This window comes from Streptomyces sp. NPDC005820 (assembly GCF_040630255.1).
GTDB lineage: Bacteria > Actinomycetota > Actinomycetes > Streptomycetales > Streptomycetaceae > Streptomyces.
In genome coordinates, this window is the sequence record NZ_JBEXXE010000021.1 from 127,130 (window position 1) to 152,666 (window position 25,537).

At 72.2% G+C, this 25,537-nt stretch carries 22 protein-coding genes; 12 read left to right on the top strand and 10 right to left on the bottom strand.

The genetic code is table 11. The features are described 5' to 3' along the window. The first annotated feature begins 15 nt into the window (after positions 1 to 15). Genes ABZ464_RS25900 through ABZ464_RS25910 form a run of 3 tightly spaced genes read left to right on the top strand, consistent with a single transcriptional unit; the run spans position 16 to position 2,622 of the window. Positions 16 to 1,011, top strand: a complete 996-nt coding sequence (locus ABZ464_RS25900; RefSeq protein ID WP_359280194.1) for an ATP-binding cassette domain-containing protein — start codon at positions 16 to 18, stop codon at positions 1,009 to 1,011. Next, complete coding sequence (locus ABZ464_RS25905) at positions 1,011 to 1,814, top strand: ABC-2 family transporter protein (protein WP_359280196.1); 804 nt, start codon at positions 1,011 to 1,013, stop codon at positions 1,812 to 1,814. Before ABZ464_RS25900 ends, ABZ464_RS25905 begins: the two co-directional genes overlap by 1 nt. 7 nt (positions 1,815 to 1,821) lie before the next feature. Beyond that, positions 1,822 to 2,622 carry an ABC-2 family transporter protein gene (locus ABZ464_RS25910; protein ID WP_359280275.1) on the top strand — a complete coding sequence of 267 codons (801 nt, stop codon included), beginning with the start codon at positions 1,822 to 1,824 and terminating at the stop codon, positions 2,620 to 2,622. Here ABZ464_RS25910 and ABZ464_RS25915 read toward each other — a convergent pair. Then, positions 2,569 to 3,339, bottom strand: a complete 771-nt coding sequence (locus tag ABZ464_RS25915; protein ID WP_359280197.1) for a TetR/AcrR family transcriptional regulator — start codon at positions 3,337 to 3,339, stop codon at positions 2,569 to 2,571. The genes ABZ464_RS25910 and ABZ464_RS25915 overlap by 54 nt on opposite strands. A gap of 146 nt (positions 3,340 to 3,485) precedes the next feature. On the opposite strand from ABZ464_RS25915, the gene ABZ464_RS25920 reads away from it, so the two are divergent. Next, positions 3,486 to 4,112, top strand: a complete 627-nt coding sequence (locus ABZ464_RS25920) for an NAD(P)H-dependent oxidoreductase (protein ID WP_359280198.1) — start codon at positions 3,486 to 3,488, stop codon at positions 4,110 to 4,112. A 12-nt stretch (positions 4,113 to 4,124) separates the two neighbouring features. Next, entirely contained in the window at positions 4,125 to 5,534 is a 1,410-nt protein-coding gene (locus tag ABZ464_RS25925) for a DHA2 family efflux MFS transporter permease subunit (protein ID WP_359280199.1), read from the top strand. A gap of 25 nt (positions 5,535 to 5,559) precedes the next feature. Here the strand turns inward: ABZ464_RS25925 and ABZ464_RS25930 are convergent, their stop codons facing one another. After that, positions 5,560 to 6,894, bottom strand: coding sequence for an MFS transporter (locus ABZ464_RS25930; RefSeq protein ID WP_359280201.1), 1,335 nt, complete (start codon positions 6,892 to 6,894; stop codon positions 5,560 to 5,562). Positions 6,895 to 6,923: 29 nt separating this feature from the next. On the opposite strand from ABZ464_RS25930, the gene ABZ464_RS25935 reads away from it, so the two are divergent. Beyond that, positions 6,924 to 8,009 (top strand): endo-1,4-beta-xylanase, encoded by a 1,086-nt coding sequence (locus tag ABZ464_RS25935; protein WP_359280203.1) that lies wholly within the window; start codon positions 6,924 to 6,926, stop codon positions 8,007 to 8,009. Here the strand turns inward: ABZ464_RS25935 and ABZ464_RS25940 are convergent. Next, on the bottom strand, positions 7,993 to 9,300 hold the full coding sequence (locus ABZ464_RS25940; RefSeq protein ID WP_359280204.1) for an MFS transporter: 1,308 nt from the start codon (positions 9,298 to 9,300) through the stop codon (positions 7,993 to 7,995). The genes ABZ464_RS25935 and ABZ464_RS25940 overlap by 17 nt on opposite strands. Then, the gene (locus ABZ464_RS25945; RefSeq protein WP_359280206.1) at positions 9,297 to 9,878 is read right to left on the bottom strand and encodes a helix-turn-helix domain-containing protein; all 582 of its coding nucleotides are present in this window, start codon (positions 9,876 to 9,878) and stop codon (positions 9,297 to 9,299) included. Before ABZ464_RS25945 ends, ABZ464_RS25940 begins: the two co-directional genes overlap by 4 nt. Positions 9,879 to 10,031: 153 nt before the next feature. Between ABZ464_RS25945 and ABZ464_RS25950 the strand changes: the two genes are divergently transcribed. Then, complete coding sequence (locus ABZ464_RS25950; RefSeq protein WP_359280207.1) at positions 10,032 to 10,616, top strand: TetR-like C-terminal domain-containing protein; 585 nt, start codon at positions 10,032 to 10,034, stop codon at positions 10,614 to 10,616. 11 nt (positions 10,617 to 10,627) lie between these two features. Here ABZ464_RS25950 and ABZ464_RS25955 read toward each other — a convergent pair whose 3' ends face one another. Then, positions 10,628 to 11,410: an isocitrate lyase/phosphoenolpyruvate mutase family protein gene (locus ABZ464_RS25955; RefSeq protein ID WP_359280208.1), complete on the bottom strand. Its 783-nt coding sequence runs from the start codon at positions 11,408 to 11,410 to the stop codon at positions 10,628 to 10,630. A gap of 76 nt (positions 11,411 to 11,486) precedes the next feature. After that, complete coding sequence (locus tag ABZ464_RS25960; protein WP_359280210.1) at positions 11,487 to 11,867, bottom strand: VOC family protein; 381 nt, start codon at positions 11,865 to 11,867, stop codon at positions 11,487 to 11,489. A 130-nt stretch (positions 11,868 to 11,997) separates the two neighbouring features. Here ABZ464_RS25960 and ABZ464_RS25965 point away from each other — a divergent pair, with 130 nt between their 5' ends. Continuing rightward, entirely contained in the window at positions 11,998 to 13,386 is a 1,389-nt protein-coding gene (locus ABZ464_RS25965) for a hypothetical protein (protein ID WP_359280211.1), read from the top strand. On the opposite strand, the gene ABZ464_RS25970 is transcribed toward ABZ464_RS25965, so the two are convergent. Both ABZ464_RS25970 and ABZ464_RS25975 read right to left on the bottom strand, forming a co-directional pair. Next, entirely contained in the window at positions 13,376 to 15,124 is a 1,749-nt protein-coding gene (locus ABZ464_RS25970; RefSeq protein WP_359280213.1) for a DUF2264 domain-containing protein, read from the bottom strand. The two genes, ABZ464_RS25965 and ABZ464_RS25970, sit on opposite strands and share 11 nt — an antisense overlap. Before the next feature lie 140 nt (positions 15,125 to 15,264). Then, positions 15,265 to 16,317: a rhamnogalacturonan acetylesterase gene (locus ABZ464_RS25975; RefSeq protein ID WP_359280214.1), complete on the bottom strand. Its 1,053-nt coding sequence runs from the start codon at positions 16,315 to 16,317 to the stop codon at positions 15,265 to 15,267. 191 nt (positions 16,318 to 16,508) lie between these two features. Between ABZ464_RS25975 and ABZ464_RS25980 the strand changes: the two genes are divergently transcribed. Then, positions 16,509 to 18,188, top strand: coding sequence for a rhamnogalacturonan lyase B N-terminal domain-containing protein (locus ABZ464_RS25980; RefSeq protein WP_359280216.1), 1,680 nt, complete (start codon positions 16,509 to 16,511; stop codon positions 18,186 to 18,188). Positions 18,189 to 18,195: 7 nt separating this feature from the next. Here the strand turns inward: ABZ464_RS25980 and ABZ464_RS25985 are convergent, their stop codons facing one another. Next, positions 18,196 to 19,608 (bottom strand): RICIN domain-containing protein, encoded by a 1,413-nt coding sequence (locus ABZ464_RS25985; RefSeq protein WP_359280217.1) that lies wholly within the window; start codon positions 19,606 to 19,608, stop codon positions 18,196 to 18,198. Positions 19,609 to 19,860: 252 nt separating this feature from the next. Here ABZ464_RS25985 and ABZ464_RS25990 point away from each other — a divergent pair, with 252 nt between their 5' ends. Next, on the top strand, positions 19,861 to 21,993 hold the full coding sequence (locus tag ABZ464_RS25990) for an autotransporter (protein WP_359280219.1): 2,133 nt from the start codon (positions 19,861 to 19,863) through the stop codon (positions 21,991 to 21,993). A 72-nt stretch (positions 21,994 to 22,065) separates the two neighbouring features. Here the strand turns inward: ABZ464_RS25990 and ABZ464_RS25995 are convergent, their stop codons facing one another. After that, positions 22,066 to 23,328 (bottom strand): aminoglycoside phosphotransferase, encoded by a 1,263-nt coding sequence (locus ABZ464_RS25995; protein WP_359280220.1) that lies wholly within the window; start codon positions 23,326 to 23,328, stop codon positions 22,066 to 22,068. Positions 23,329 to 23,425: 97 nt separating this feature from the next. On the opposite strand from ABZ464_RS25995, the gene mmuM reads away from it, so the two are divergent. Together mmuM and ABZ464_RS26005 are read left to right on the top strand one after the other, a co-directional pair. Continuing rightward, positions 23,426 to 24,364 (top strand): homocysteine S-methyltransferase, encoded by a 939-nt coding sequence (gene mmuM / locus ABZ464_RS26000; RefSeq protein WP_359280221.1) that lies wholly within the window; start codon positions 23,426 to 23,428, stop codon positions 24,362 to 24,364. Positions 24,365 to 24,449: 85 nt separating this feature from the next. Further along, a complete protein-coding gene (locus ABZ464_RS26005) occupies positions 24,450 to 25,523 on the top strand; it encodes a LacI family DNA-binding transcriptional regulator (RefSeq protein WP_359280222.1) in 1,074 nt (357 codons plus the stop codon). Positions 25,524 to 25,537: the final 14 nt, after the last annotated feature.

Below are 25,537 nucleotides of genomic sequence, written 5' to 3' on the forward strand. Positions count from 1 at the left end.
CTGGAGGTTGAACAAGTGAGCGGCACCATCCAGGTGCGCGGTCTGTCCCGCACCTTCCACACCACCGTCCGCCGCCCGGGCTTCGCCGGAGCCCTGCGGTCCCTGGTCGACCCGGAACGGGTGGCCAAACACGCGGTCAGCGACATCACCTTCGACGTGGACTCGGGCGAACTCCTCGCCCTGCTCGGCCCGAACGGCGCCGGCAAGTCGACCACCATCAAGATGCTCACCGGCATCCTCACCCCCAGTTCCGGCGAGGCCCGGGTCGCGGGGGTGGTGCCGTACGAGGACCGGGAGCGCAACGCCCGCAACATCGGGGCGGTGTTCGGGCAGCGCACCCAGCTGTGGTGGGACCTGCCGGTCCGTGAGTCGTTCACGATCCTCCGGGACATCTACGAGGTGCCGAAGGCCGAACACAGCGCGCGGCTCGCGGAGTTCGACGACCTCCTCGCGCTGTCCTCCTTCTGGGACACCCGGGTCCGGCATCTCTCCCTCGGTCAGCGGGTGCGCTGCGATCTGGCGGCGGCGCTGCTGCACGATCCGCCGGTCGTGTTCCTCGACGAACCCACCATCGGCATGGACGTGGTGGTCAAGGAGCAGGTCCGTGAGTTCCTGCGGTACCAGGTCGAACAGCGGGGCCGTACCGTCCTGTTGACCACGCACGACATGACGGAGGTCGAGCGGCTCGCGGAGCGGGTGGTGCTGGTCAACCACGGCCGGCTGGTGCTGGACGGCACCCTCGACGAGATCCGCCGTACGTTCGGCTCCACCTGGCAGGTGCGGGCCACGCTCACCGACCCGCAGGCCCAGGTCGGGGCGCTGCCGGGGATCGCGGTGGTCCGGCGCGAGGGCGCGCGGGTGGTGTTCGGGCCGGACGGGTCCGCCGCGCCGACCGTGCACCAGGCGCTGAAGGCGGTCATCGAGCGGTACGAGGTGACCGACATCGCGCTGGACGAGGCCGATCTGGAGGACGTGATGCGGGCCGCCTACAGTCATGCGGAGGCGGTGTGATGGCGGCCGTGCCCGCCTGGCGCACGGCGCGCGTCACCCCGCTGGGAGAGCTGTACGCCCCGCCCCGGATGACGGCCGTCCTGCTCCGGCTGACCGTGCAGGTGGTGCTGGTGGCCTCCCTGTGGCACGGCCTGTACTCCCGCAGCGGCACCACCGCCGGACTCGACGAGGGGCAGGCGGTCACGTACGCCGTCCTGGCCGTACTCGCCTCCCGTATCCGGCAGTTGGACCAGTTCGCCGGCCGGGACAGCGTGATCCAGCACATGCACTACGGCACCATCGTCTACTGGTATCTGCGCCCGCTGCCGCCCCAGCGGTACTACGCGCTGCGCGCGTTCGGCGAGCAGTTGTACGGCTTCGCGTGGGCGCTCGCCGGATACGCGGTGTGTCTGGCGGCCGGGGTGATCGACCCGCCCGGGTCGGCGGCCGTGGCGGGGGTGTTCGCGGTCAGTCTGCTGCTCGGCCAGCTGGTGCTGTACTACGTGATGCTGATCCTGGACCAGCTGTGCTTCTTCACCATCCGCAACAACTCCGCGATGCTGATCCTGATCTTCGCGCAGAACCTGTTGTCCGGGGTGTACGCGCCGCTGTGGTTCTTCCCGGACTGGTTCATCAGGCTGAGCGGCTTCCTGCCGTTCCAGGCGACGCTGAGCGTGCCGCTGTCGATCTACATCGGACGGATCGAACTGTCCGATGCCCCGGCCCAGTTGGCCCTGCAGGCCGGCTGGGTGGTCGTGCTGGCGCTGTTCACCCGGTGGGTGTGGCGGCAGGCCGCGCGGCGTGTGATCTCGCAGGGAGGCTGAGGTGTCGGTGAAGGCCCTGCGCATCGTGTGGCGCATCACGCTGCTCAACATCCGTTCCTCGATGGAGTACCGCACCGAGTTCCTGCTGAACATCGCGATCGGCGCGATCTGGCAGGTGTCGGTGATCGTGTTCGCGACCGTGCTGCTGTCCCGGTTCACCGGGATGGGCGGCTGGGACAGCTCGGAGGTGCTGCTGATCCCGGCAATCCGGATGGTCGCGCACGGTCTGATGGTGCTGCTGCTGGGGCGGGTGCACTTCATCGGCCGGCAGATCCAGGAAGGGAAGATCGACATCTATCTGCTGCGCCCCATGCCGGTGCACCGGCAGGTCCAGCTCGCCTACTTCCCGACCAACGCCATCGGGGATCTGACCGTGGCCACGGGCCTGATGGCGGGTGCGCTCAGCCGCAGTCATCTGGACTGGTCGGCGGGCCGGATCTCGTATCTGGTCGCGGCGGTGGTGGGCGGCATGCTGCTGGAGGCGGCGCTGTTCACGGCGGTGGCCTGCGCCGCGCTGCGCTTCCCGGCCGCCGACTACTGGAGCGGCTGGCTGGAGGAACTCCTCGGCACCTTCGGCAGCTACCCGCTGAACGTGCTGCCGCGGGCGGTCGGCGGTCTGCTGACCTACGGCCTTCCGCTCGCGTTCGTCGCCTACTTCCCGGCCGCCGTCCTCACCGGCCACGGCCACGACACCGGCGTCCCCTACTGGCTGGCCGCGGCCTCCCCCCTGCTGGGCGTCCTGGCGTATCTGGGCTCACGGCTGCTGTGGCGGTGGAGCCTCGGGAAGTACACCGGGGTGAACGGCTGACGGAGGGCCCCACGGCATCCGATAGGCCCGGACGAACGCCGCGACACCCCCGGTGACCAGGCGTTCCGTCTCCTCCTTGGGCAGCGGCAGCACCCCGTAGTGGGACCGTTGGGTGAGGGTGTGCGAGACCAGGGCCATGAAGTGCGCGGCGGCGAGGGGGGCGTCGCCGCGCAGGTCGAGCAGCCCGGCCTCGGCCAGGCCCGCCAGCGCCTCGGCGAGGGCCTGGCCGGCCGGGCCCGGGCCGGCGTCCCGCCAGGCCTCGAGCACTTCCGGCGGCACATGGTCGGCCTCGGCGTGGATGTGCCGGACCAGCGCGAAGTGGTTCGGGTAGTCCTCCATGAGGTCGACGAAACTCCGGGCGAGGGCGACGAGATCGCGTTCCAGGTCCTCGGGGCGGGGCGGTCGCCCGGGGGCGAGTACGGCGTGCAGCCGGGCGATCTGGGCGTCCTTGACCTCGCCGGACGTCCAGGTGACGACCGTGCGGAACAGTTGCGCCTTGCCGCCGGGGAAGTGGTTGTAGAGGGTGCGCGTCGAGACTCCGGCCTCGGCGGCGAGCGCGTCGACCGAGGCACGCGCGTACCCCTCCCGCCCGAAGACCGTGCAGGCCGCGCCCGCCATCGCGACCCACTTCTCCAGTTTCCGGGGCGAGTAGTCCCGTCGCGCCGCGTCCATCCACGCGTCGTTGGTGCCGCCCACCGCGTCTCCTCCCGTCCTCACCTGCCCCCCATCCTCACGCACCCGGCGGCGAATAACAACGAGCGTTGTAATTTCTACAACGCTCGTTGTAGTTTTCAGGACGTGAGGCCGTACGGAACGGCCGTCCCGCCCCCTGAGGGGTCACCGGGAGAACAAGGGGGACACGTATGCCCGTCAACACCGCCGCCAGTGCCGCCACCCAGGACGAGACCCCCTTACGGGTCGCCGTCGTCGTCGGCAGTGTCCGCGAGGGCCGTCAGGGCCGTGGGGTGGCCGAGTGGTTCCTCGGCGCCGCGGCCGCCCACGACGGCCTGGACCTCGACGTCATCGACCTCGCGGACGTCGACCTGCCCCTGGTCATGCCGGGCTGGGGCGCGGCGCCGAGCCCCGGGGCCGCGGCCGCGCTCGCGGACGTGTCACCGCGGCTGACGGCCGCCGACGCCTTCGTGATCGTCACACCCGAGTACAACCACAGCTTCCCGGCCGCGCTGAAGAACTTCATCGACTGGCACCACGCACAGTGGCAGGCCAAGCCGGTCGGTTTCGTCTCGTACGGCGGACTCGCCGGCGGAGTGCGGGCGGTGGAGCAACTCCGGCTGGTCTTCGCCGAGTTGCACGCCACGACCGTACGCGACGCGGTCAGTCTGCACGGTCCGTGGTCCGGGCTCGGCGAGGACGGCCGCCCCCGGGACGCCGCCGTCTGCGAGGGCGCGGCCAAGGGCATGCTCGGCCAACTCACCTGGTGGGGCCGGGCTTTGCGGGCGGCCCGACGAGTCCATCCCTACCAGGGCTGAGGGGCGGACGGCATGACAACGGCACGGGCCGTGGACACCGCACCGGGAACCGATTCCGCAGCCGTCCTGAACCGCACGCTCCTCGTCGTCGTGATCGGCTCGGTGATGTCGGTGCTCGACACCACGATCGTCAACGTCGCGCTGCGCAGCCTGTCGGAGGCGTTCCACGCCCCGCTGGAGACGACCCAGTGGACGGTCACGGCGTACACGCTGGCGCTGGCCGCCGTCGTTCCGACCGCCGCCTGGGCGATGGCACGCCTCGGCGCGAGACGCACGTATCTCCTCGCGCTCGTTCTGTTCACCCTCGGGTCGCTGCTCGCCGCCTGCGCCTGGGACATGGTGAGCCTGATCGTGTTCCGGGCCGTGCAGGGGCTCGGCGGCGGCCTGTTGATGCCCGTCGGCATGGCGATGGCGATGGGGGTCGCCGACCGGGAGCGCTACGGCCGCACGATGGCCCTGCTCGGGCTGCCGGTCCTGGTCGGCCCGGTGGCCGGCCCGGTGCTCGGCGGCTGGCTGCTCGACGCGCTGTCCTGGCGCTGGATCTTCCTGGTCAACCTGCCCGTCGGAGCGGTGGCGTCGGTGCTCGCGGCGAAGCTGCTGCGCCCGGACCCGCCCCGTGGCGCCGCGCCCGCGCCCCGGCTCGACGTGCCCGGTCTGCTGATGCTCTCCCCGGGCCTCGCGCTGCTGCTGTTCGGGCTGGCGCACGGCGGTGAGCGGGGCGACTTCACCGCACCGGCCGCCCTGGTGCCCGCGGTGGCGGGAGCGGCCCTGATCACCGGTTTCACGGGGCGGGCGCTGTCGGTACGGCACCCGCTGCTGGATCTGCGGCTGCTGGCCGACCGCACGTTCGGCGTGAGTGTCGCCGTCCTGGCGCTGTTCAGCTGCGGCTACTTCGGGTCGATGCTGCTCGGGCCGGTGTACTGGCAGCAGGTGCGCGGCTGGAGCCCGACGGGGACGGGGCTGCTGGGGGTGCCGGTCGGGCTCGCGGTCGGTACGACCATGCAGGTCGCGGCGCGGAGCGTCGACAAGGTGTCGCCGCGGCGGCTGATCCGGGCCGGGATCGCCGTGGGCGCCCTCGGGATGGCGCTGACGGGCCTGCAGTTCGGACTGGAGGACGTGCCCGCCTGGCGGCCGGTCGCCGCCACGGTGATGCTGGGGGTGGGCGCCGGGATGGTGCTGATGCCGACGATGACGACGGCGAGCCGCGACCTGCCGAAGGAGCGGCTGGCCGCGGCGTCCACGGCGCTGAGCATCAACGCGCAGGTGAGCGCGTCGGCCGGCACGGCCCTCGTGTCCGTGGTCCTGGGCTCGGCGGGCCTGGATCCGGCGGGTTTCCGCACCGCCTGTCTGGTGGCCGCCGCCCTGCTCGCGCTGGCGCTTCTCCCCGCGACGGGGCTGCCCGCGCGGAGACGGACGGGGTGAACGGTCCCGGCGCGGCGGTGACCGGTCACCGCCGCCCGGCCCGGCGCACCGGCGTCAGCAGGGCGACCCCGGCGAGCAGGACGCAGGCCGCGCCCGCCGCCAGGGCCACGGGGGCCGTGCCGTGGTGTTCCGCCGTCCAGGTCAGCACGGCCGCGCCGACGGGCGCCGCCGCGTACTGGAGGGTCCAGAACGCGGAGGTGACCCGGCCCAGCAGGGGTTCGGGGGTGACCTCCTGGCGCAGCGACAACGAGCAGGTGCCGGCCACGGCCACGCAGGCCAGGAAGACGGCGGCGAGGGCGCCGACGACGGGCACGTCCCGGGCCCGGCCGAGGCCCGCGACGGCGAGGCCGCTCACGGCGACCGCCGCCGTCCAGGTCGGTCCGAAGCCCAGCCTGCGGCGGACCCGGGCGACGAGCAGGGACCCCGCGACGGTGCCGAGAGCGCCGACCGCCATGACGGTGCCGACCGTGCCGTCGTCGTGGCCGAGGTCGTACTTGAGGTGGTAGACGACCAGGTCGTTGAGGCCGAGGGTGAGGAAGCTGAAGACGAAGAGGAGGCCGGTCAGCGCCCGCAGCACCGGATGGCCGTACAGGAACGCCACCCCGGCCCGCAGATCCCGCCACAGCCCGGCCCGTTCCGCCGGCTCCTCGTCCGCGGGCCGCCGCCGGATCCGTACGGCGGCCAGGCAGGCGGCCGAGACGCCGAAGCTGGCCGCGTCCACGCCGACCGCGGCGGCCGGCCCGGCCCGGCCGGCGAGCAGACCGGCGCACAGGGGCCCGAGGATGCCGGCCGTGGCGGCGGTCGCGTTCAGGCGGCCGTTGGCCTCGGTGAGCTGCGCGGTGCCGACCAGACCGCGGACCACCGTGACATAGCCGACCGCGAACAGCATGCCCACGGCCTCGCACACGGGCAGCACGGTGTACAGCAGCCAGATCCGCGGTCCGGCGAGCCACACCAGCGGGATCAGCCCGTAGAGCACCATCCGGACCAGGTCGCAGACGATGAGCAGACGCCGCCGGTCGACCCGGTCCACGACCGTGCCCGCGAACACGGCCGCGAGGACCGAGGCGGCGCCGCCGACCGCCGTGAGCAGGCCCATCCGGGCGAGCGAGCCGGTGGCCTGCAGGACCAGCAGGGGCAGGGCGACCAGCGCGAAGGAGTCCCCGAGGAAGGACAGGGTCTGCGCGGCCCAGAAGATCCCGAAGTCGCGCTGCCGCCACAGGGGTCGCTCGCCACCGTTCGGAGCGGTCCGCCGTGTGCGGCCGCTGCGCGCCCGGTACGCCACCCGTCCCCCTCCGCCCGCCGGTTCCCCGGCAACCTTACGGCCGTCGGCGGCGACCAGGAGGGGAAGCACCCCCATCGCCGCTCCCCCCACCCCGAGGAGGCACCGTGCCCCACACCCCGGTGAACCACCGCCGCCGGCGCCGCATCCTGCGTCCCGTCCCGCTCACCGTCGCGGGCGCGCTCGTCGCCGCCGCGGCCGTCGCGCTGCCGCATCTGACGCCCGAGGCCTCGGCCGCCACCACCCTGCGCGGGTACGCCGACGGGCGCGGCGTGAGGATCGGCGCGGCGGTCGGGGACACGCCGCTGACGTCCGACGCGTCGTACACCGCCGTCCTGGACCGGGAGTTCAACTCGGTGACGGCGGAGAACGCGATGAAGTGGGACGCGGTCGAGCCGAGCCGGGGCAGCTTCAACTGGGCCGCCGCCGACCGGCTGGTGGCGCACGCCGCCGCGCACAACCAGGGCGTACGGGGCCACACACTCGTCTGGTACGCGCAGTTGCCGTCCTGGCTGAAGAACGGCAACTTCTCCGCGACCGAGCTGAACTCCATCCTCAAGAGCCACATCGACACCGAGGCCGGCCGCTACAAGGGCAAGGTGTACGCCTGGGACGTGGTCAACGAGGCGTTCAACGAGGACGGTTCGATGCGTGGTTCGCTGTGGCAGGACAAGCTCGGCACCGGTTACATCGCCAACGCGCTGAAGTGGGCGCACGCCGCCGATCCCGCCGCGAAGCTGTACATCAACGACTACAACATCGAGGCGGACAACGCCAAGAGCGACGCCCTGTACGCGCTGGCGAAGCAACTCCTCGCGCAGGGCGTGCCGTTGCACGGCGTCGGTTTCCAGTCGCACTTCGAGGTGGGCAAGCTGCCGTCGTCGATGAAGGCGAACCTGAAGCGGTTCTCCGACCTCGGCCTGGAAGTGTCGGTCACCGAACTCGACATCCGTATCCCGCTGCCCGCCTCCTCCGCCGAACTCGCCCAGCAGTCCACCGACTACAAGACGGCGAGCGAGAACTGCCTCGGTGTGGCGCGGTGCGCCGGGGTCACGCTGTGGGGCGTCACCGACAAGTACTCGTGGGTGCCGGGCACGTTCAGCGGATACGGGGCGGCCCTGCCGTACAACGAGAGCTACGCGGCGAAGCCGGCGTACACGGGGCTGTCGAACGGTCTCAATCCGAACGCGTGACCGGCGCGGGCTCCGGCAGGGTGACACCGGCCGCCCGCTCGGGCTGCGGGAGGTCGTCCAGGTCGCGGATGCCCGGGATCGGTGAGCGCAGGAGCCACAGCACCGACAGCGCGCCGCCGACGGCGGCCACGGTGAAGGCCGCCCGCAGGCCCACGGCGGTGGCGAGTCCGCCGCCGACCAGGGCGCCCACGGGCCGCACCCCGTAGTTGACCGTGCTGTACGCGCCGATGACCCGGCCCCTGAGGCCGTCCGGAGTCACCGCCGTGTCCAGCGAGTTGAGGTTGACGTCGAAGATCATGACGCCGAACGAGGCGAGGAACCAGGAGGCCGCCAGCACCGCGGCGCGGGCGAGGAGCGGCCCCTGGGCGGCCCAGAGCAGCGCGAGGGGCGCCGGGAACAGGACGGCGCCCACCGCGATGCTGCGGCCTAGGCCGATCCGCCGGGACAGCGCGGGCGCGGTCACCGCCCCGAGGAGCGCCCCGAGCGCCCCCGCCCCGAAGGCCAGTCCGGTCGCGGCCGGCGACAGCCCCAGCTCACGGTCGGCGAACAGCACCAGCAGGCCGGTGCCGGTCAGGAAGGTGAAGAAGTTGACGGTCGCCGAACAGCCGAGGCTCGCCCGCAGCACCGGCTGACGCAGGACGAAGGCGAACCCCTCCCGGGCGAGCCGCGGCAGGGACGGCCCGTCGGGGTCGGCGGGCGCCGGTTCGTCGACGCGGACCGGCCGCAGCAGCAGCGCCGACGCCAGGAAGGACAGACAGTCGGCCGCGACGGCGACGGGCGCGGTCAGCAGCTGGACGAGGCCGCCGCCCAGGGCGGGACCGGCCACGAAGGACACCGAACGGCTCGCGGCGAGCTTGCTGTTGGCGTCGAGGTACGAGGTCTGCGGCACGAGGTGGGCGAAGAAGCTCTGGTACGCCGCCCCGAACACCACCGCCGCGGCCCCGCTCAGTGCCGCCACCGCGTACAGGTGGCCCAGGGTGAGCACGTCCAGGAGCGCCGCGACCGGCAGGGTGAGCAGCAGCGCGGCGCGCACCAGATCGGTGCCGATCATGAGCCGGCGTTTGCCGGGACGCCGGTCGACCCAGGCGCCCAGGAACAGCCCGAACAGGTTCGGCACCCAGACGAGCGCCGTCAGCCAGGCCACCTCGGCGGCGGAGGCGTGCAGCGCGCCCACCGCGATCAGCGGCAGCGCCAGGTCGGAGACCCGGTCGCCGCACTGGGAGACGGTCTGACCGGCCCAGAACCGCAGGAACCGGCGGTCACGCCACAACGAGCCCCGGCCCGCCCTCACTCCGCGGCGCCCTCGGGGAGTGTGTACGTGATGACCCGCACGCCCCGGCTCCCGGGCGGCCACCGCTCCCCCTTGCGGGCGACGTACGGCGCGAGGAGTTCCTCGACGGCTTCCTGCAGCCCGGCCAGTTCCTCGGCGGTGACGACGATCCGGCTGTTCAGCCCGCCCGCCAAGGCCGCCCATTCCGGCTCCAGGTCCGGTTCTGTCCCGGTGAGCCAGCGCAGCGGGAGTTCGGCGGTCCGCGCGAACATCTCCGCGGCCAGGACCCGTGCGGCCGAGCGGCCCTCCTCGTCCTCGGGCGCCCGGAACCGGAAGCCCGGGCCCACCGACTCCCAGCGCCGCTCCCGCCGGTCCGTCCCGGCCTCGGCGTCCCGGACCAGCCCGAAGCCGGCGAGGTGGCGCAGATGCCAGCTGGTCACGGAGGGGGTCGCGCCGACGTGCGGGGAGAGCTGGGTGGCCGTGGCGGGCCCGTGCCGCTGCAGCCGCTCCAGGACGGCCAGCCGCACCGGGTGCGCGAGCGCCCGCATGGCCTTGGGATCGGTGACCTCGACATCGCCCAGACGGTTGCCCGCATCCATGACGTGAGAGTGTCGTCTCACAATGCCCGGGAGTCAACTCGCCCACGGGAAAAGGAGCTTGAGCGGTCGGCCGTCGGCCTTCGGGTGACGGGGACCGGCCTCCTCTAGGATCGCTCCCGACCTGTCCAGGCCCGAGCACCCAAGGCGGACCCCATGCCCCGAGCCGGCCTCACCGCCGACCGTCTGGTCGCGGCCGCCGCCGAACTGGCCGACGAGGCCGGCTCCGACGCCGTCACCCTCTCGGCGCTGGCCCGGCGCTTCGGCGTCAAGGACGCGAGCCTGTACTCCCACGTCAGGAACCTCAAGGACCTGCGGACCCGGCTCGCCCTGTTCGTCGGCGGCGAGATGATCGACCGGATCGCGCCGGCCGTCGCCGGGCTCGCCGGCAAGGACGCGCTCGCCGCGTTCGCCGGGGCCTACCGCGAGTACGCCCTCCAGCACCCCGGGCGGTACGCGGCCGCGCAGATCCGTATCGACCAGGACGTCGCCGTCGACTCCGCCGCGATGCGCCGCACCGCCGAGATCACCCACGGCATGCTCCGCGCCTACGGCCTCACCGAACCCGACCTCACCGACGCCGTCCGGCTGCTGCGCAGCACCTTCCACGGCTACTGCGCGCTGGAGGCCGGTGGATCGTTCGGCGCGCCCCGGGACGTACAGCGGTCGTGGGAGAAGGCGATCGAGGCGCTGCACACGGCCCTGACGCACTGGCCGAGGGAGGCCGCCGGGGAGGCCTGAGCGCCGGGGAGTCACTCCGGCGGGTCGGGGGTGCCGAGGGTCTGGACCTCGCCGTACGACGGTGTCCTCCCCTCGGGCGCGCGGCCGGCGCGGATCTCGGTCACCGCCTCCAGCGCGGCGCCGAGCGCCCGCCGGTACAGCAGCGAGCCCAGACTGACCCGGCGCACCCCGAGCCCGGCGAGTCGCGGGACGGTCGGGCCGGCCGGTGAGAAGAGGACGTTCAGGGGCGCGTCGAGGCGGGCTGCGAGGTCGGCGATCCGCGCCGGATCGGTCAGCCCCGGGACGAACACACCGTCCGCGCCCGCCTGTTGGTAGACGTCGAGGCGGGTGAGGGTCTCGCGCCACCTCTCACCTTCGTCCGCTTTCCGGCCCAACCAGTACGTGTCCGTACGGGCGTTCACGAAAAGGCCGGGTGCGGCCCGCTTCACGGCGGAGATCTTCGCGGCGTGCCGGTCGGCGGGCCCGAGCGCGTCCTCCAGGTTGACGCCGACCGCTCCCACGGCGGCGAGCCGCCGCGCGAACTCCCCCACCTCGTCCGGGTCTTCGCTGAATCCGTCCTCCGCGTCCACGGAGAGAAGGAACGGCTGCGAGCCGAGGACGAGGGCGAGGCGGAGGGTCTCGTCACGGGTCGCCGACTCCCCGTCGGGCAGACCGGCGGCCGCGGCGACGGCCAGACTCGTCGTTCCGATCGCCGGGAAACCCAGTCCGGCCAGGGCCAGCGCGGAGGCGTGGTCCCAGGCGTTGGGCAGCAGGAGCGGGGGGCCGGCGTGATGGAGTGCGGCGAAGGGGGTCATACGGGCAGGCTAGGGACCCGATTCTTCGGCGCCGGCCGAAGCGTGGCCGTCGGTGGCCCGATACGGAGACCGCCGGTCAGCCCGCCGCGGCGGCCGCCCGCTCCGCCGTGCTGCGCTCCACGCAGAACTCGTTGCCCTCCGGATCCGCGAGAAGGGCCCACCCGGTGCCGTCGGGCCTGCGCCGGTCGGCGACCAGTGTGGCGCCGAGGGTGAGCAGCCGCTCGACCTCCTCCTCCCGGGTGCGGTCCTGCGGCTCGATGTCGAGGTGAACGCGATTCTTGATCGTCTTGGCCTCGGGCACGGTGACGAAGAGCAGGCCCGCGCCCTCGATCAACACCTCCTCGTCGCCGGGCTTGTCGTCCTCGTGGAGGGGCAGACCGAGCACCTCGGACCAGAACACGGCGACGGCGTAGGCGTCGGAACAGTCGATCGTCACATGGCGGATGGCGGAAGTCATGCGGGGATTGTGGTGCACGCCGTGACCCGCGGCAACGCAAAATCAGCCCCCTACAAAGTCGTCCGCGGCAGACGCAGGAATCCTCTTCCGCCCCGGCAACCCTTTCCCGCCCCGGTGGCAACAACAGGCCATGACATCTGCTCGACGCACAACGCGCCATCGCCGCATCCGCGCGGCCCGCAAGCCCGCGATCGGCGCGCTGGCGGCCGCCGGGGTGCTCGCCGGCGCGTGGTACGCCACCGCCGGGGCCGCCACGACCACCGCCCCGAACCTCACCCCCACCACCACCGCCGTGGCCCTCACCGCCAAGTTCCCCTACCTGTCGGCCGGGTACAACAACACGCGCGAGTGGACGCGGACGACGACCGCGGTGGCCCCGAACGGCACGCTGCGGGTCGCCTGGCCCGCCGCCGACGGCATCCACGTCACCCCGCTGACCGCCGCAGGGAAGCGCTCGGGCGCGGACACGGTCGTCAAGGGGGCCAAGGAGGTCGGCGGCCTGGTCGCGCACAACAACGGCTTCGCGCTGCTCACCCGGGTCTCCGACAGCAACAAGTGGAAGGAGACGGCGGCCGCGATCATCCGGTACACGAACGGCAAGCAGACCTTCCGCACCAAGCTCACCGGCACCGCGTCGAACGACACGTCCCCGGGGCTCGACGGCCAGCTGACCTGGAACGGCACCAAGTACGGCGCCTACTTCGTCGTGCACGGCGCGGGCGGCTTCGCCGACGGGCACTTCGGCGACAAGCTGCAGTACGTCAGCGCCAAGGGCGCCAAGCTCAGCGGCGGCTGGGGCTGGGGCTGCAGCCACAACGAAGGCATCGCGCTGCACGCCGAGACCACCGGCGCGTTCACGTCTTTGTGCTTCGACGACTGGCGTTCAGGGCTGTTCGTCTCCACGAAGATCGGCGCTCCGGACGTCGCTCCGGTCGTGCAGCGCGAGCAGTGCTGGGCCGGCTACTGCGGCGGCACGTTCCCAAGCCGTACGGGTGACCTCGTGAAGTCCTCCACCGGCCGGTACGCCACCGCGTTCGCCTCCCGCGGGGCCGCCTCCGCGAAGAAGAACCCGGACGACTCCAGCGGGCGCGGCTGGACGGTCAAGCCGAAGACCAGCACCCACCAGGTCGCCGTCGCCTTCATGAAGAACCGCAACTCCGGCCCCGGCAAGGCGGTCTACCTCACCAGCGCGGCCGGCACCGAGAACGTCAACGTCCACGTCGCCCCGTACGGCAAGGACCGGCTCCTGGTGTCCTGGGAGTCCCTGAAGAACGCCAAGTGCGCCTCGGGCACCTGCACGGGCACGTTCACCGGCACCCATCTGCGTCTCATCGACTGGAACGGCAAGTTCCAGAGCGCGGACAAGGTGGTGAGCACCCGGATCAGCGGCGACCTCGCGGTCCTCAAGGACGGGACGCTGACCTGGGCGTACGCCCCGGTGACCCCGACCTACGCCAAGCCGCTCACGGGGGCTTCGCCGACCACGACGACCCTGCGGATCGCCCGCCTCAAGCCCTGACCCGTACGGCGTCCCCCGACAGGGTCACCCGGACCTCCGGGCCACCGCTCCAGCGCACCCGGATCCCGTCCGGCTCCTCCGCCCGCACGGACACCGTCTCCTCCAGGGGGACGGTGTCCGGCGCGGCGGTGAGCCGGGCCAGCGCGACGAAGAGGGTGGCGCCGTCTCCCGTCGTACCCGTAGTACCTGCGAGGGAGTCGGCGGGGGTGCCGGTGGAGGCCTCCCCGGCGGGGACCTCCAGGCCGTGGACCGGGACGAGTTCCGCCCGTAGCCCGTCCCCGGCAGTCCATCCCGTGACCCGCACCGGCGTGCCCGGCTCCGCCCCCGTCACCAGATGGGCCCGCACCTCCGTCGCCCCGTGCGCGAGCACGACGCTGGTCACCCGTACCCCACCCCCCACGGTGTGCCGCGAGGCCACCCAGCCGTCCCCGGCGCCCAGCGGCTCGATACCCGTACGACTCGGGTCTCCCCCGACGATCACACTGTTGTCGTACGCCGACGAGTGGTCGGAGGCGGGCGAGGGCGCCGTCACCGTCGAGTACGCCAGCCGGGTGTAGTACGGGTCGTAGCGGACGTCCTCACTGCCGTGATTGTGCAGCCGGACCACACCGTCCGCGGACGTCGACTGCACCAGCCAGTTGGGCGCGGCGACCGCTGTCACCGCGTCCTCGCGTTCCGCGGGGCCCGGCTCCTCGGCGGCCGTCCACACCTCGTGGTCCGGGGGCAGCAGCAGGCCGAGGAACCCCTTGCTCGCCCAGTAGGGGGAGGCGGGGCCCGAGTAGCCCTGGAGGACGGCGGGGTCGGGGCCGTGCCAGCCGAGGGTGAGCAGCCCGCTTTCGTCCACGGCGTCCCGCTCCAGGAAGTACTTCAGCGCGCCCGAGGCCAGTCGGCGGGTCTCGCCGGGCGACAGCGGGGTGTGGCCGGTGAGGGCTCCCAGCCACAGGGGGGCGGTGGTCGCGAAGCGGTAGGTGAGGGAGCGGCCCTGGTGCATCGGGGCGCCGTCGCCGCCGAAGAGGCGGGCGTAGTCGGTGAGGTGGGTGGCCAACCGGCCGCCGTATACAGTCAGCAGTCGACTGTCGTCCGCGAGCCATGCGTGCAGCACCGGATACAGGTGCATCGCCCAGCCGTTGTAGTAGTCGTACTTCCGGCCGTCGCCGTCCGTGTACCAGCCGCCGCCGACGTACCACTGCTCGATCCGCTCCAGACCGCGGTCGACCGCCTTGCCGGACGCCTCGGCCTCGTGGCCGATCTCCTGGAGGAAGCCGCCGACCGTGACGGGGAACAACTCCCAGTTGCAGGGCCAGGGTTCGGCGGTCAGCGCGTCGCCGAGCCAGTCCGCGGCCCGCTGCCGTACGGCGTCGTCCAGGCGGTCCCACAGGAGGGGGCGGGTCAGCCGCAGCGCGAGGGCGATCGACGCGGCCTCGACGAGCGGCTGGCTGCGGTCCTCGATGCGGGGCCAGACGCCCGAGACGCCGGCCGCGAGTCCGTCCGCGTACCGCTGCAGGGCCGTCTCGTCGCGGCGGAACGCGGCGAGGAGCAGGGTGCGGGCGTAGCCCTCCAGTCCGTCGGAGAGGCGGCCCGACCAGCTCTGCCGGTCGCCGGGGAAGTGGTAGAGGGCCCGGTCCTCGGTGGCGTACGGCTCCACCGCGGCCAGCAGGGCGTCGGCGGCGGCCTCCCAGTGGGCGCGGCCGTAACCGGTGCGGGGGCTCAGGGCGGGGTCGGGCGGCGGCAGGTGCATCGGCGGTTTCTCTCTCGGCGCGCGGTGGGTCGGGGGTGGGCGGGTCCTGGTCCGGGCCGGTCCGGAGCGGTGCGGTTTCTGGTCCCGTGGGGGTCAGGCCCTGGGGGCGTCCCGGTTCCGGTCGGGGCGCCCCCAGGAGTTCATCCCACCCGTACGGTGCCCCGGGGCACCAGGTGCTGGGCGACGAGTTCGTCGCGGACCAGGCCCGCGTAGACCGTGGCTCCGTGCACGGAGGTGTGCGTGTTGTCGCGTTTCTCGTTGTACAGGTAGAGCGCCTTGGAGCCCTCGACGCCGAGGGACTCCACCAGCGCCTTGGTCCGGGCGGTGAGGTCGATCAGCGGTACGTCCCGGTCGGCGGCGACCGAGCGGATCACCGCCGGGTGGTCGACGCCGAGTCCGTTGACCAGCAGGGCCGTTCCGTTGTTCAGTGTGCCGTCGGCGTTGAACCAGCGGCGCACGATGGGGGTGACGAGAACCGGCCTGCCGCCCTTCTCCCGCACACCCGCCACCAGTGTCTCCAGATTGGCGCGGTACGTCACCTCGTCGGTCGTCTTGTCGTTGTGCGCGAGCTGGATCAGGACCAGGTCGCCGGGGCGGATCAGGGGCTGGACGGTGCCCCACAGCTGGGGGTTCTGCAGGTAGGTGACCGTGCTCTCGCCGGAGTCCGCGTAGTTGGCGACCGAGACGCCCCGGCGCAGATACTGCGGCAGCTCCTGGCCCCAGCCGGTGTAGGGGTCGCCGGGCTGGTCGCAGACGGTGGAGTCGCCGACGAGGAAGATCTGCCGGGCGTGCCGGGCGGGAGTGACCCGGATGTCGGCGAGGGCGGGTGCGGTGCCGCCGAGTGCCAGATCCAGCCCCGGAGTTCCCTCGGCGCCGGTCGGTTCGCCCTCCGGCGTACGGACGTTCACCGTGAAGCTGCGGACGACGCGTGCGCCGGCCGGGACGGCGGTCTCGGCGAGCAGCGCCCGCCGGGTCTCCCCGCTGACCGAGGTGCTGGAGTCGGCGTCGCCGCCGAGGACGACCCGGACGTCGTAGGTGCCGGACGGGACGTCGAAATGGCAGGCGTCGGCGGTGCAGTGGTCGATGCCGAGAGGCGCGGGGCGGTGCTCGTGCGCCTGCGCGGTGGCGGGCAGGGCCGTGAGGACGGCGGTCAGGGCCAGTGCCGTCGGCACGGCGATGGTGAAACGTCTCACTGGGGCTCCTCCGTCACGGCGGCAGTCCTGGCGGCTGGACCGTACCGCCATTGGCAAGCGCTTTCTAGACCTTGGACCGATTTCACGAGATTGCCAACCTCCCACCGGTGAAAGCCCTTTCGCGAAATCGATTCAACTGTCACTCTCTCCCACACCCGCACACCCCACACCTCCCGAAGGAGGCTCCCCCCATGTCCGGATCCGACAGCCACCCGGTCCGACGCCGCACCTTCGTCCTCTCCGCCGCTGCCGCCGCCGGTACCGCCGCCCTCGCCGGCCCGCTCGCCTCCCCCGCCGCCGCGGCCGCGTTCGGCTGGAGCGACGACGGCTCGAACTACGTCGTCGACACCGGCGCGAGCCTCGTCTTCAAGGTCAGCAAGACCAACGGCGACCTGACCTCGCTGGTCTACAAGGGCACCGAGTACCAGGGCTACGACGGCAAGAACTCGCACATCGAATCCGGCCTCGGCACCTCGACGGTGACGATCGCCCAGTCCGGCTCGACGATCCTGGTCTCGGTCGCCTACGGCACGCTCAAGCACTACTACGCGGCCCGCAGCGGCGAGAACAACGTCTACCTCTGGACCAACAAGGCCGACACCTCGGTCTCGGCCACCCGCTACATCGTGCGTGTGAAGAAGGGCCTGTTCCTCAACGACGAGCCCGACTCCTACACGTACACGTCCTCCACCATCGAGGCCTCGGACGTGTTCGCGAAGTCCGACGGCCAGACCCGCTCCAAGCACTACTCCAAGCTGCGCGCGATCGACTACAGCTACATCGGATGGTCTACAGGATCCGTCGGACTGTGGATCGTCCGCAGCAACCACGAGAAGGCCTCCGGCGGCCCGTTCTACCGCTCCCTGCTGCGCCACCAGAGCGCGGACGGCGGCGGCCTGTACGAGATCCTCTACTACGGCGAGAACCAGACCGAGGCCCAGCGCTTCGGCCTCCAGGGACCGTACGTCATCGCGTTCACGGACGGCGGCGCCCCCTCCTCGTCCCTCTACCCGGGCACCCTGACCACGTCCTGGGCGGACTCCCTCGGCATCTCCGGATACGTCTCCGCGAGCGGCCGGGGCCGGGTGGCGGGCGTCGGCATCAGCGGCAGGAACACGGCGTATCCGTACACGGTCGGGCTCGCCAACTCGGCCGCCCAGTACTGGGGGTCGGCGCGGGCCTCGGACGGCTACTTCTCCATCGGCGGGGCGCTGCCGGGGACGTACACGCTGACCGTCTACAAAGGCGAGTTGGCTGTATACAGTACACAGGTGACCGTATCCGCCGGCGGGACGACCACCCTCAACACCATCGCCATCCCGTCCTCGAACGACCCGAGCAACGCGAGCGCGATCTGGCGGATCGGCGACTGGAACGGCACGCCCGGCGGCTTCAAGAACGCCGACCTGATGACGTACGCGCACCCCTCCGACGTACGGGCCGCCTCCTGGACCGGAAACGTCGTCATCGGCAGCGGCACCGAGACCTCCGCCTTCCCCTGCTATCTGTGGAAGGACGTCAACAGCGGCCTCATCGTCCACTTCCGGCTGACCGCCGCCCAGGCCGCCGCCGCGCACACCCTGCGCATCGGCGTGACGACGGCCTACGCCAACGGCCGACCCCAGATCGTCGTCAACGACACCTGGACCTCGGCCGTCCCCTCCCCGCCCACCCAGCCGAGCACCCGGTCGCTGACCGTGGGCTCCTACCGGGGCAACAACTACACCTTCACGTACAGCGTGCCGGCGTCCGCCTGGCTGACGGACACCGGCGCCTACAACCAGCTGAAGATCTACGTGGCGAGCGGTTCGGGGACGACGTCGTTCCTCAGCGCGGGCACATCGATCGACGCGATCGACCTGCTCGCCTGACGTCACGTCATGAGCCCTGCGTCCACTGCTGGTTCGTGCCGCTGTTGCAGGTGTACGTGATGACGGCGGCCGAGTTGGCGGTGGACGCGCCGCTCACGTCGAGGCACTTGCCGCTCGCCCGGGACTTGATGTTCACATAGCTGCCGCTGGCGGTGACGGACCACTGCTGGGTGGTGGCGGAGGAGTCGCAGTTCTCCTGGCTGACGGTGCTCGCGTTCTCCTGCACGCACAGGGAGCTGTGGCGGGCGACCAGCTGGTAGTAGCCGCTGCCGACCGACTTGAACCAGTACTTCTGGTTGTTGCCGCCGTTGCAGGTGTACTGCTTGATCTGGGTGCCCTGCCACAGCGACTGGCTGGTCACGTCGGCGCACTTGGCGGAGTGCCGGGCGATCAGGGTGTTGTAGGTGGCGCTGGTGCCGGTCACCGTCCCGGCGGACGTGTCCACGGTGACCTCCGGGTACCAGGACATGGACAGGGTCGTCGAGGTCGGGAAGGTCAACGGCAGCCACACATAACGGGAGTCGTTGACGGTGCCGCTGAAGGAGTTGCCCCAGCGGTCGCCCATGTAGAGGTACGACGTCCCCGAAGTGCCCTGGATCGGGAGGACGTAGGCGGTCTGCGAGCCGTAGGCGGTGGAGTCGCCGACGTTCGTCATCGACGTCCAGGGGCCGGACAGGCTGGTCGCGGTGGCGTACTGCTGCTGGTTGGGGTTCCAGCCGGTCGCGCCCGAAGTGAGCATGAAGTAGACGCCGCCCCGCTTGAACAGGGCCGGCGCCTCACGGTGGCCGCCCGCCCAGGGGTTGGCGACCAGGCTGTCGATGGCCGTGTAGTCGGCGGTGAGCTTGTAGATGTGCAGGTCGTAGTTCTCGTTGGCGGCGGAGATCATGTACCCGGTGCCGTCGGTGTCGACGAACGTGGTGATGTCACGGGACATGTAGGAGCCGAGGGGGCGGAAGCTGCCCTGGTAGGTGTAGGTGCCGTCGACGGTGTCGGAGACGGCGACGGCCGCACGGGCCTCGCTGTAGTCGGTGCCGTTCTCCTTGTGCATCCACATCACGAACTTGCCGGTGGAGGCGTTGTAGACGACCTTCGGCCGCTCGATGTAGGCGGTGCCGAGCTCGGAGGCGCTGGACTGGGTCAGGACGTGGTTCCTGAACTCCCAGTTCTTCAGGTCGGTGGAACGGTAGGCGTCCACGTACCGGAAGGTGTTGTCCGCGTTGCGGTCCTCACCGAACCAGTAGTAGTAGCTGCCGACCTTGATGACTCCGCCGCCGTGCGCGTGCACGACGGCGCCGGAAGTGTCGGTGAACTGGACGCCGTTGGGGACGGTCACGGCCGCGGCCTGGGCGGGACCGGCGGTGGCGAGGGCGCCGATCAGCGCCAGACAGAGGGCGAGCAGGGTGGCGTACACACGTCTCATGGGGATACCTCTCGGGGAACGACCACCTTCACGGGACTACAGGTGTGTTCGGGGCTGCGGAAACGTTCGAGACTGCGAACAACATGTGGAATGACGAACGCCGAAAAGGTAAGGGTGTGTTACCAGCAGGTCAACGGGTCTGACGGGACTTGATAGAAAGCCTTTTCCGGAGGAGGTCGGGCGGAACCCGGAGGATTTCGGCGGGGCCGCGAATTTCTGTTATCGGCGGTGGCCCCGGACCGTCTCCGACCCGTGCGCACCCCCCTCCACCCCTCCAGCGCGGCCGTCGGCGCCCTCGCCGCCGTCGCCGCCCTCCTGGCCACCGCTCCCCCGGCCGTGGCCGCCGGCGTCCGGGACGTCACCGCCGACGTGCTCGCGAACCGGGACGTCACCCTCACCGGCGACACGGTGATCAGCGTGCCCTCCGGGACGACGACGTACGACGGCGTCCTGCGCGGCGAGGGAACGCTCACCGTCCGCGGCGGCGGGACGCTGGTCCTCGCCAAGGACAGCGACTTCACCCTGCCGAAGGCCCGGCAGCGGCAGATCGTCCGCACCCAGGGCGGCAACCACCCGTACACGACGGTCACCCGCCCCGACCCGCCCGCGATCACGGTCGACCGCGGCACCACCCTGCAGTACGGCACCGGCGGCGGCACCGGACTGATCGGCCACTTCCCGTACAACACCCCCGGCTATCGGCTCAACCAGCTCAACATCCGCGTCGACGGCACCCTGCGCCTGTCACTCACCCGCACCTTCAACATCGGCACCATCAGCGGATCCGGCCTGGTCACCCAGCCCCGCAACATGTGGGGCACCCTCGACCTGGCCGGCACCCACCCCTTCTCCGGGGTCATCGACAACGGCACCGGCATGGCCGTCGGCCGCCCCGAGTACCCCGTGGCGCTGCCCGGCGCCCGCGCGATCCTCAACCAGGGTTCCTGGATCATCGACACCCCGCTGGACCAGACGATCACCCTGCGCCAGGACTTCTACCAGCGGGAGTACGGCAGTGACGTCAACGTCCACAGCCGGCCCGGCAGCAAGGTCGTCCTCACCGGGCAGTACAGCTACAGCGACCGCGGCGGGGACACGAACCCGTCGTTGAGCGACCCCGGCCTCAACTGGCGTTCGATACCCCATCAGTTGAACAAGCGGGGCACCAACATCGAGGGCGCGGACGTCCAGTGGGGCGACGGCACCACACACCGGATCTTCATGCCGGGCACCAAGGACACCGTCTACATCAACCTGCACGAGCGCAGCGGACGGCGGTCCCTGCTGACGTTCGACTACAACGGGCCCGTGACGCTCGGCGCCCCGATCGGCGGCGGCCAGTACCACGACACGCTCGCCGCGCCCGGCGCCGGGGACGTCGTCATCGCCGGCACCCGGGGCAACGACGTCACCTTCGCGGCCGCCCAGCACTACGACGGCTCCACGACCGTGCGGAAGGGGGCGGTGCTGCGGCTGGGCTCGGGGACGGCGGGCGGCGACGGTTCGCTGCTCACCGGCACGGCCCGGCGGCGGATCGTGAACGACGGGACGCTCGTCGTGCGGAACACCACCACCCCCGTCTCCCTGTCGAGGATCGGCGGCGGCGGCGCGCTCGTCCAGTCCGGGGCGGCGACCACGACGCTCACCGGGCCCTCCGTGACGTACACCGGCACGACGACGGTCCGCACCGGAACCCTCGCCCTGCGGGACGGGGCGAGCCTCGCCAACAGCCGTGCGGTGCACCTCACTTCGGCCCGCTCCCGGCTGGACACGGGCGGCTCGGCACTGCGGGTGATGAGCACCCTCGACGGCAAGGGAACGGTGAAGGGGTCCGTCTCCAACGAGGGTGTGGTCGCAGGCGGGTTGACGGTCAGCGGCGACTACCTCCAGGGCGCCGAGGGTCAACTCGTGCTGGGGCCGAAGCCGTTGAAGGTGGGCGGTCGGGTGCGGCTGGGCGGGGGGCTCGATCTTTCGCAGGCGGCGGGTGCGGGAAGCGGGGCGGCGGGGCGGGCGAGCAGGGCCGAGCAGATCACCGTCCTCGACCACACCGGGCGCGGCCCGGTCTCCGGCACCTTCGACGGGCTGCGGGAGGGCACCGAGGTGCGACTCGGCGACACCGTCTACCGGATCGGCTATCGGGGCGGCGACGGCAACGACGTGGTCCTCACCGCCGACACCACGAGCCCCTCCCCCTCGGCGGCCGGCAAGTCGGCCCACTCCAGCGGGGTGGCGGTGCAGACCCGCAGCGCCGACACCGGGATGAGCGGCGGGATGGGATGGTGGCCGTACGTGCTGGGCGCGGGGCTGCTCGCGGGGCTCGGGATGCCGATGACCCTGCGCAGGCGGGCCCGACCCCGGCGCGAGGGCGGGCGGCACGCCGCGTAGAAGGCGTGTGCCGCGAGTGCCGACCCACCCTGAGCACCGGCACACGCGGCACACCGGGGCGCCCAGCCGCGGCTAACGTCCGCTGGGCGCCTCGGGGAAACCGAGCTGCGGGGCGAGGGCCCGCGCCTCCGCCGCCCATCGCCCAAGGAAGGCGAGCGTCAACCCCCGCTCGTGGTAACGGAGTTCCGGCGACACGGTGCGTTCGCCGCCGTAGTCCCACTGCTGCTCGCCGGCGCGGGCGAGCATGCGGGCCGTGAGCCAGTCGTACTTCACGGCCGACGCGCACACCGCGAGACGTACGAGACGCTCGTCGCCGCGCCAGCCGCTCTCCCGCAGGCCGTGCAGGTACGCGTCGTAGGCCGCCGCCGCGTACTCGGGGAGGCGGGCCGCCGGCAGGAAGAGGTCGAAGACGGTGTCCGGGAGGTAGTTGCCGAGGTCCTCGCCGAGCGCGCCGTCGCCCGCGAACGCCCAGTCGAACACCACGGACTCCGTCCCGTACGACGCCACGGCCCCGTACGACGCTTCCCTCTCGCCTGGTGCCTGCCTCCCGCCTGGTGCCTGCCTCCCGCCTGGTGCCTGCCTCCCGCCCGACGCTTCCGGCCCGCCAGACGCATCCGGTCCACCCGACGCTTCCGCCCCGTCCGACGAGCGGACGTTCGCCGGCCACATGTCGAGATGGCTGAAGGCGCGCGGGAGGCTCTCCATGATGTCGAGGAACCAGTCCCGGTCGTGGTGCAGCCGCACCATGTCCGCGCGCAGGCCGGGCGGGAAGCGGTCGCGGACCAGGGGCTGCCGCCAGGCCTCGTCGTCGTCGAGGAGTTCCTGGCCGAGGGTGTTGTGCCCGACGTACTGCCGCAGGAAGCGCCGGGTCAGCCAGGGCTCGTCGACGGGCGGGGCCGCTCCCTGGGCCCGGCCCAGGCGGCGGAGGTGTTCGAGGTGCCGGGCGACGGGCCAGGCCGTGGCGGGTTCGCCCGGCACGTGTTCCAGCCACAGCGCCAGGTCTCCGCCCGGTCGCTCGACGCAGGCCAGCAGCCGGGGGGCGCGGATGCCGTACGGCTGCCAGTGCGCGGCGAGCCCGGAGGTGTAGACCTCGGCCTCGCGGCGCCAGTAGTTCCAGTGCCGGGGGTCGTCCGAGGCGGCCCAGGCCCCGTCCGTCCGCCGGGCGCGGGTGAGCACCTTGAGCACGGCCGAACGCTCCCCGGCCGAGACGGTCCAGACGCCGCCGGTGACACCGTTGACCGGGTTGTGCGTGAGAGGGGTGAGCCGGGCGGATCCGGCGGGGGCGCCGAGCAGTTCCCCGGCTTCGGCGTGGGCGAGGTCGGTGTCGGACGGCATCCGCCAAGGCTAGCGGGGACCGTCCCGCATGGTGGGCGTTCCGTTCACGAGGTGGACGGGAGGGGCTTTCCGCAGCGCCTTCGACTAGCGTCATGTCATGACCAGCGACACCCCTTCCCCGTACGGCGCTCCGCTCGCCGACGCGCTCGCCGCAGGAACCGTCGTCCTCGACGGCGGCATGTCCAACCAGCTGGAGTCCGCCGGACACGACCTCAGCGACGAGCTGTGGTCCGCGCGGCTGCTGGCCGAACGGCCCGAGGCGATCACCGAGGCGCACCTCGCCTATTTCGAGGCGGGCGCGAACGTGGCGATCACGTCCAGCTACCAGGCCACGTTCGAGGGCTTCGCCAAGCGCGGCATCTCGCACGAGGAGTCCGCCCGGCTGCTGGGACTGAGCGTGGAGCTGGCCCGGGAGGCCGCCCGTCAGGCCCGGGACAAGGGGATCGGCCAGCCGCTGTGGGTGGCCGCGTCGGTGGGGCCGTACGGCGCGATGCTCGCGGACGGCTCCGAGTACCGGGGCCGCTACGGGCTGAGCGTGGCGGAGCTGGAACGTTTCCACCGGCCCCGGCTGGAGGTCCTCGCCGCCGCCGCGCCCGATGTGCTGGCCCTGGAGACCGTTCCCGACGCCGACGAGGCCGAGGCGCTGTTGCGGGCGGTGCGGGGGCTGGGGGTGCCGGCCTGGCTTTCGTATACCGTCGACGGTGTACGGACGCGTGCCGACCAGCCGCTGGAGGAGGCGTTCGCCCTGGCCGCCGAGGTCGACGAGGTGATCGCGGTCGGCGTGAACTGCTGCGCCCCCGAGGACGTCGACGCCGCCGTGGCGACGGCCGCCCGGGTCACGGGCAAGCCGGTCGTCGTCTACCCCAACAGCGGAGAGGCGTGGGACGCGCAGGCCCGTGCCTGGAACGGCCGCTCCTCCTTCGCCCCCGAGCAGGTGCTCGGCTGGCGGGAGTCGGGCGCGCGGCTGATCGGCGGCTGCTGCCGGGTCGGCCCCGAGGCGGTGGCGTCGATCGCGCGGACCCTGGCAACGGCGTAGTTTCTCCCGCCCGCGTCGGCCGGCGCTGCTAGCCTCCGCTCGTGGAAACCGGTTGCTGCCGGTGTTTCCGAAGGGGAGGGGCGCGATGACGAGAAAAAATGCGGACGCGGCACGCAGCACCATCCGTGACGTGGCGGCCCGGGCGGGCGTGTCCGCGTCGACCGTGTCGCGGGTGCTCGGCGGGGTCTACCCGGTGAGCGCCGAGACCCGCACCCGGGTGCTGCAGGTCGTCGGCGAACTGGACTACGTCGCCGACGCGCGCGCCAAGGCCGTCGCGGGCGCCGGGACGCCCACCCTGGCATTCGTGCTGGAGGACATCACGGGGCCGTCGTTCGCGCACATGGCGCACGGCGTGGAACGCGAGGCGCACCGGCTCGGCCATCTGTGCCTGGTGTGCAGCACGGAGGGCGACGTACGCCATGAGCGCGACTTCGTCGAGACGATGCGGGCCCAGCGGGCCACCGCCGTGATCCTCGTCGGCGGCACCGCCGACACCTCCGAGTACCGCGAACGCACCCGCCGTATGGCCGACTCGCTGGCGTCGGCGGGATCCCGGCTCGTGCTGTGCGGGCGCCCGCCGCTGGGGCCGGGCGCACCGGTGACGGTCGTCGAGTACGACAACGAGGGCGGCGCCTTCGCCCTGGTCGCGCACGTCCTGACGCGGGGCCACCGCCGGGTGCTGTTCCTCGGCGGCAAACCGGACCACACCACAGCACTCGGCCGCGAACGCGGCTACCTCCAGGCCCACCGGGCGCGTGGCATCGACGTGGACCCGGCGCTGATCCTGCACGGCGACTTCACCCGCGACACCGGCCACCGCCTGCTGCGCCAGGCCCTCGACCGGCGGCTGGACTTCACGGCGGTCGTCGCGGCGACCGACATGGTCGCGGCCGGCGCCCTGACCGCCCTCCACGAGGCCGGCCTCGACGTCCCCGGCGACGTCTCCCTGGCCGGCTACGACGACATCCCCTTCGCCCGCGACCTGCACCCCGCGCTGACCACGGTCCACGTCCCCTACGAGGAACTCGGCCGCCTCGCCGTCCGCACGGTCCTGGGCCGCGCCCCCGACGCACCCGGCGAGCACCTGCTGCTGGGGACCCATGTGGTGGTACGGGACTCGGTGGCCGGAGTGGGCAGGGGGTCGCTCGCGCGGCGGTGAGGACGGGACGCGCC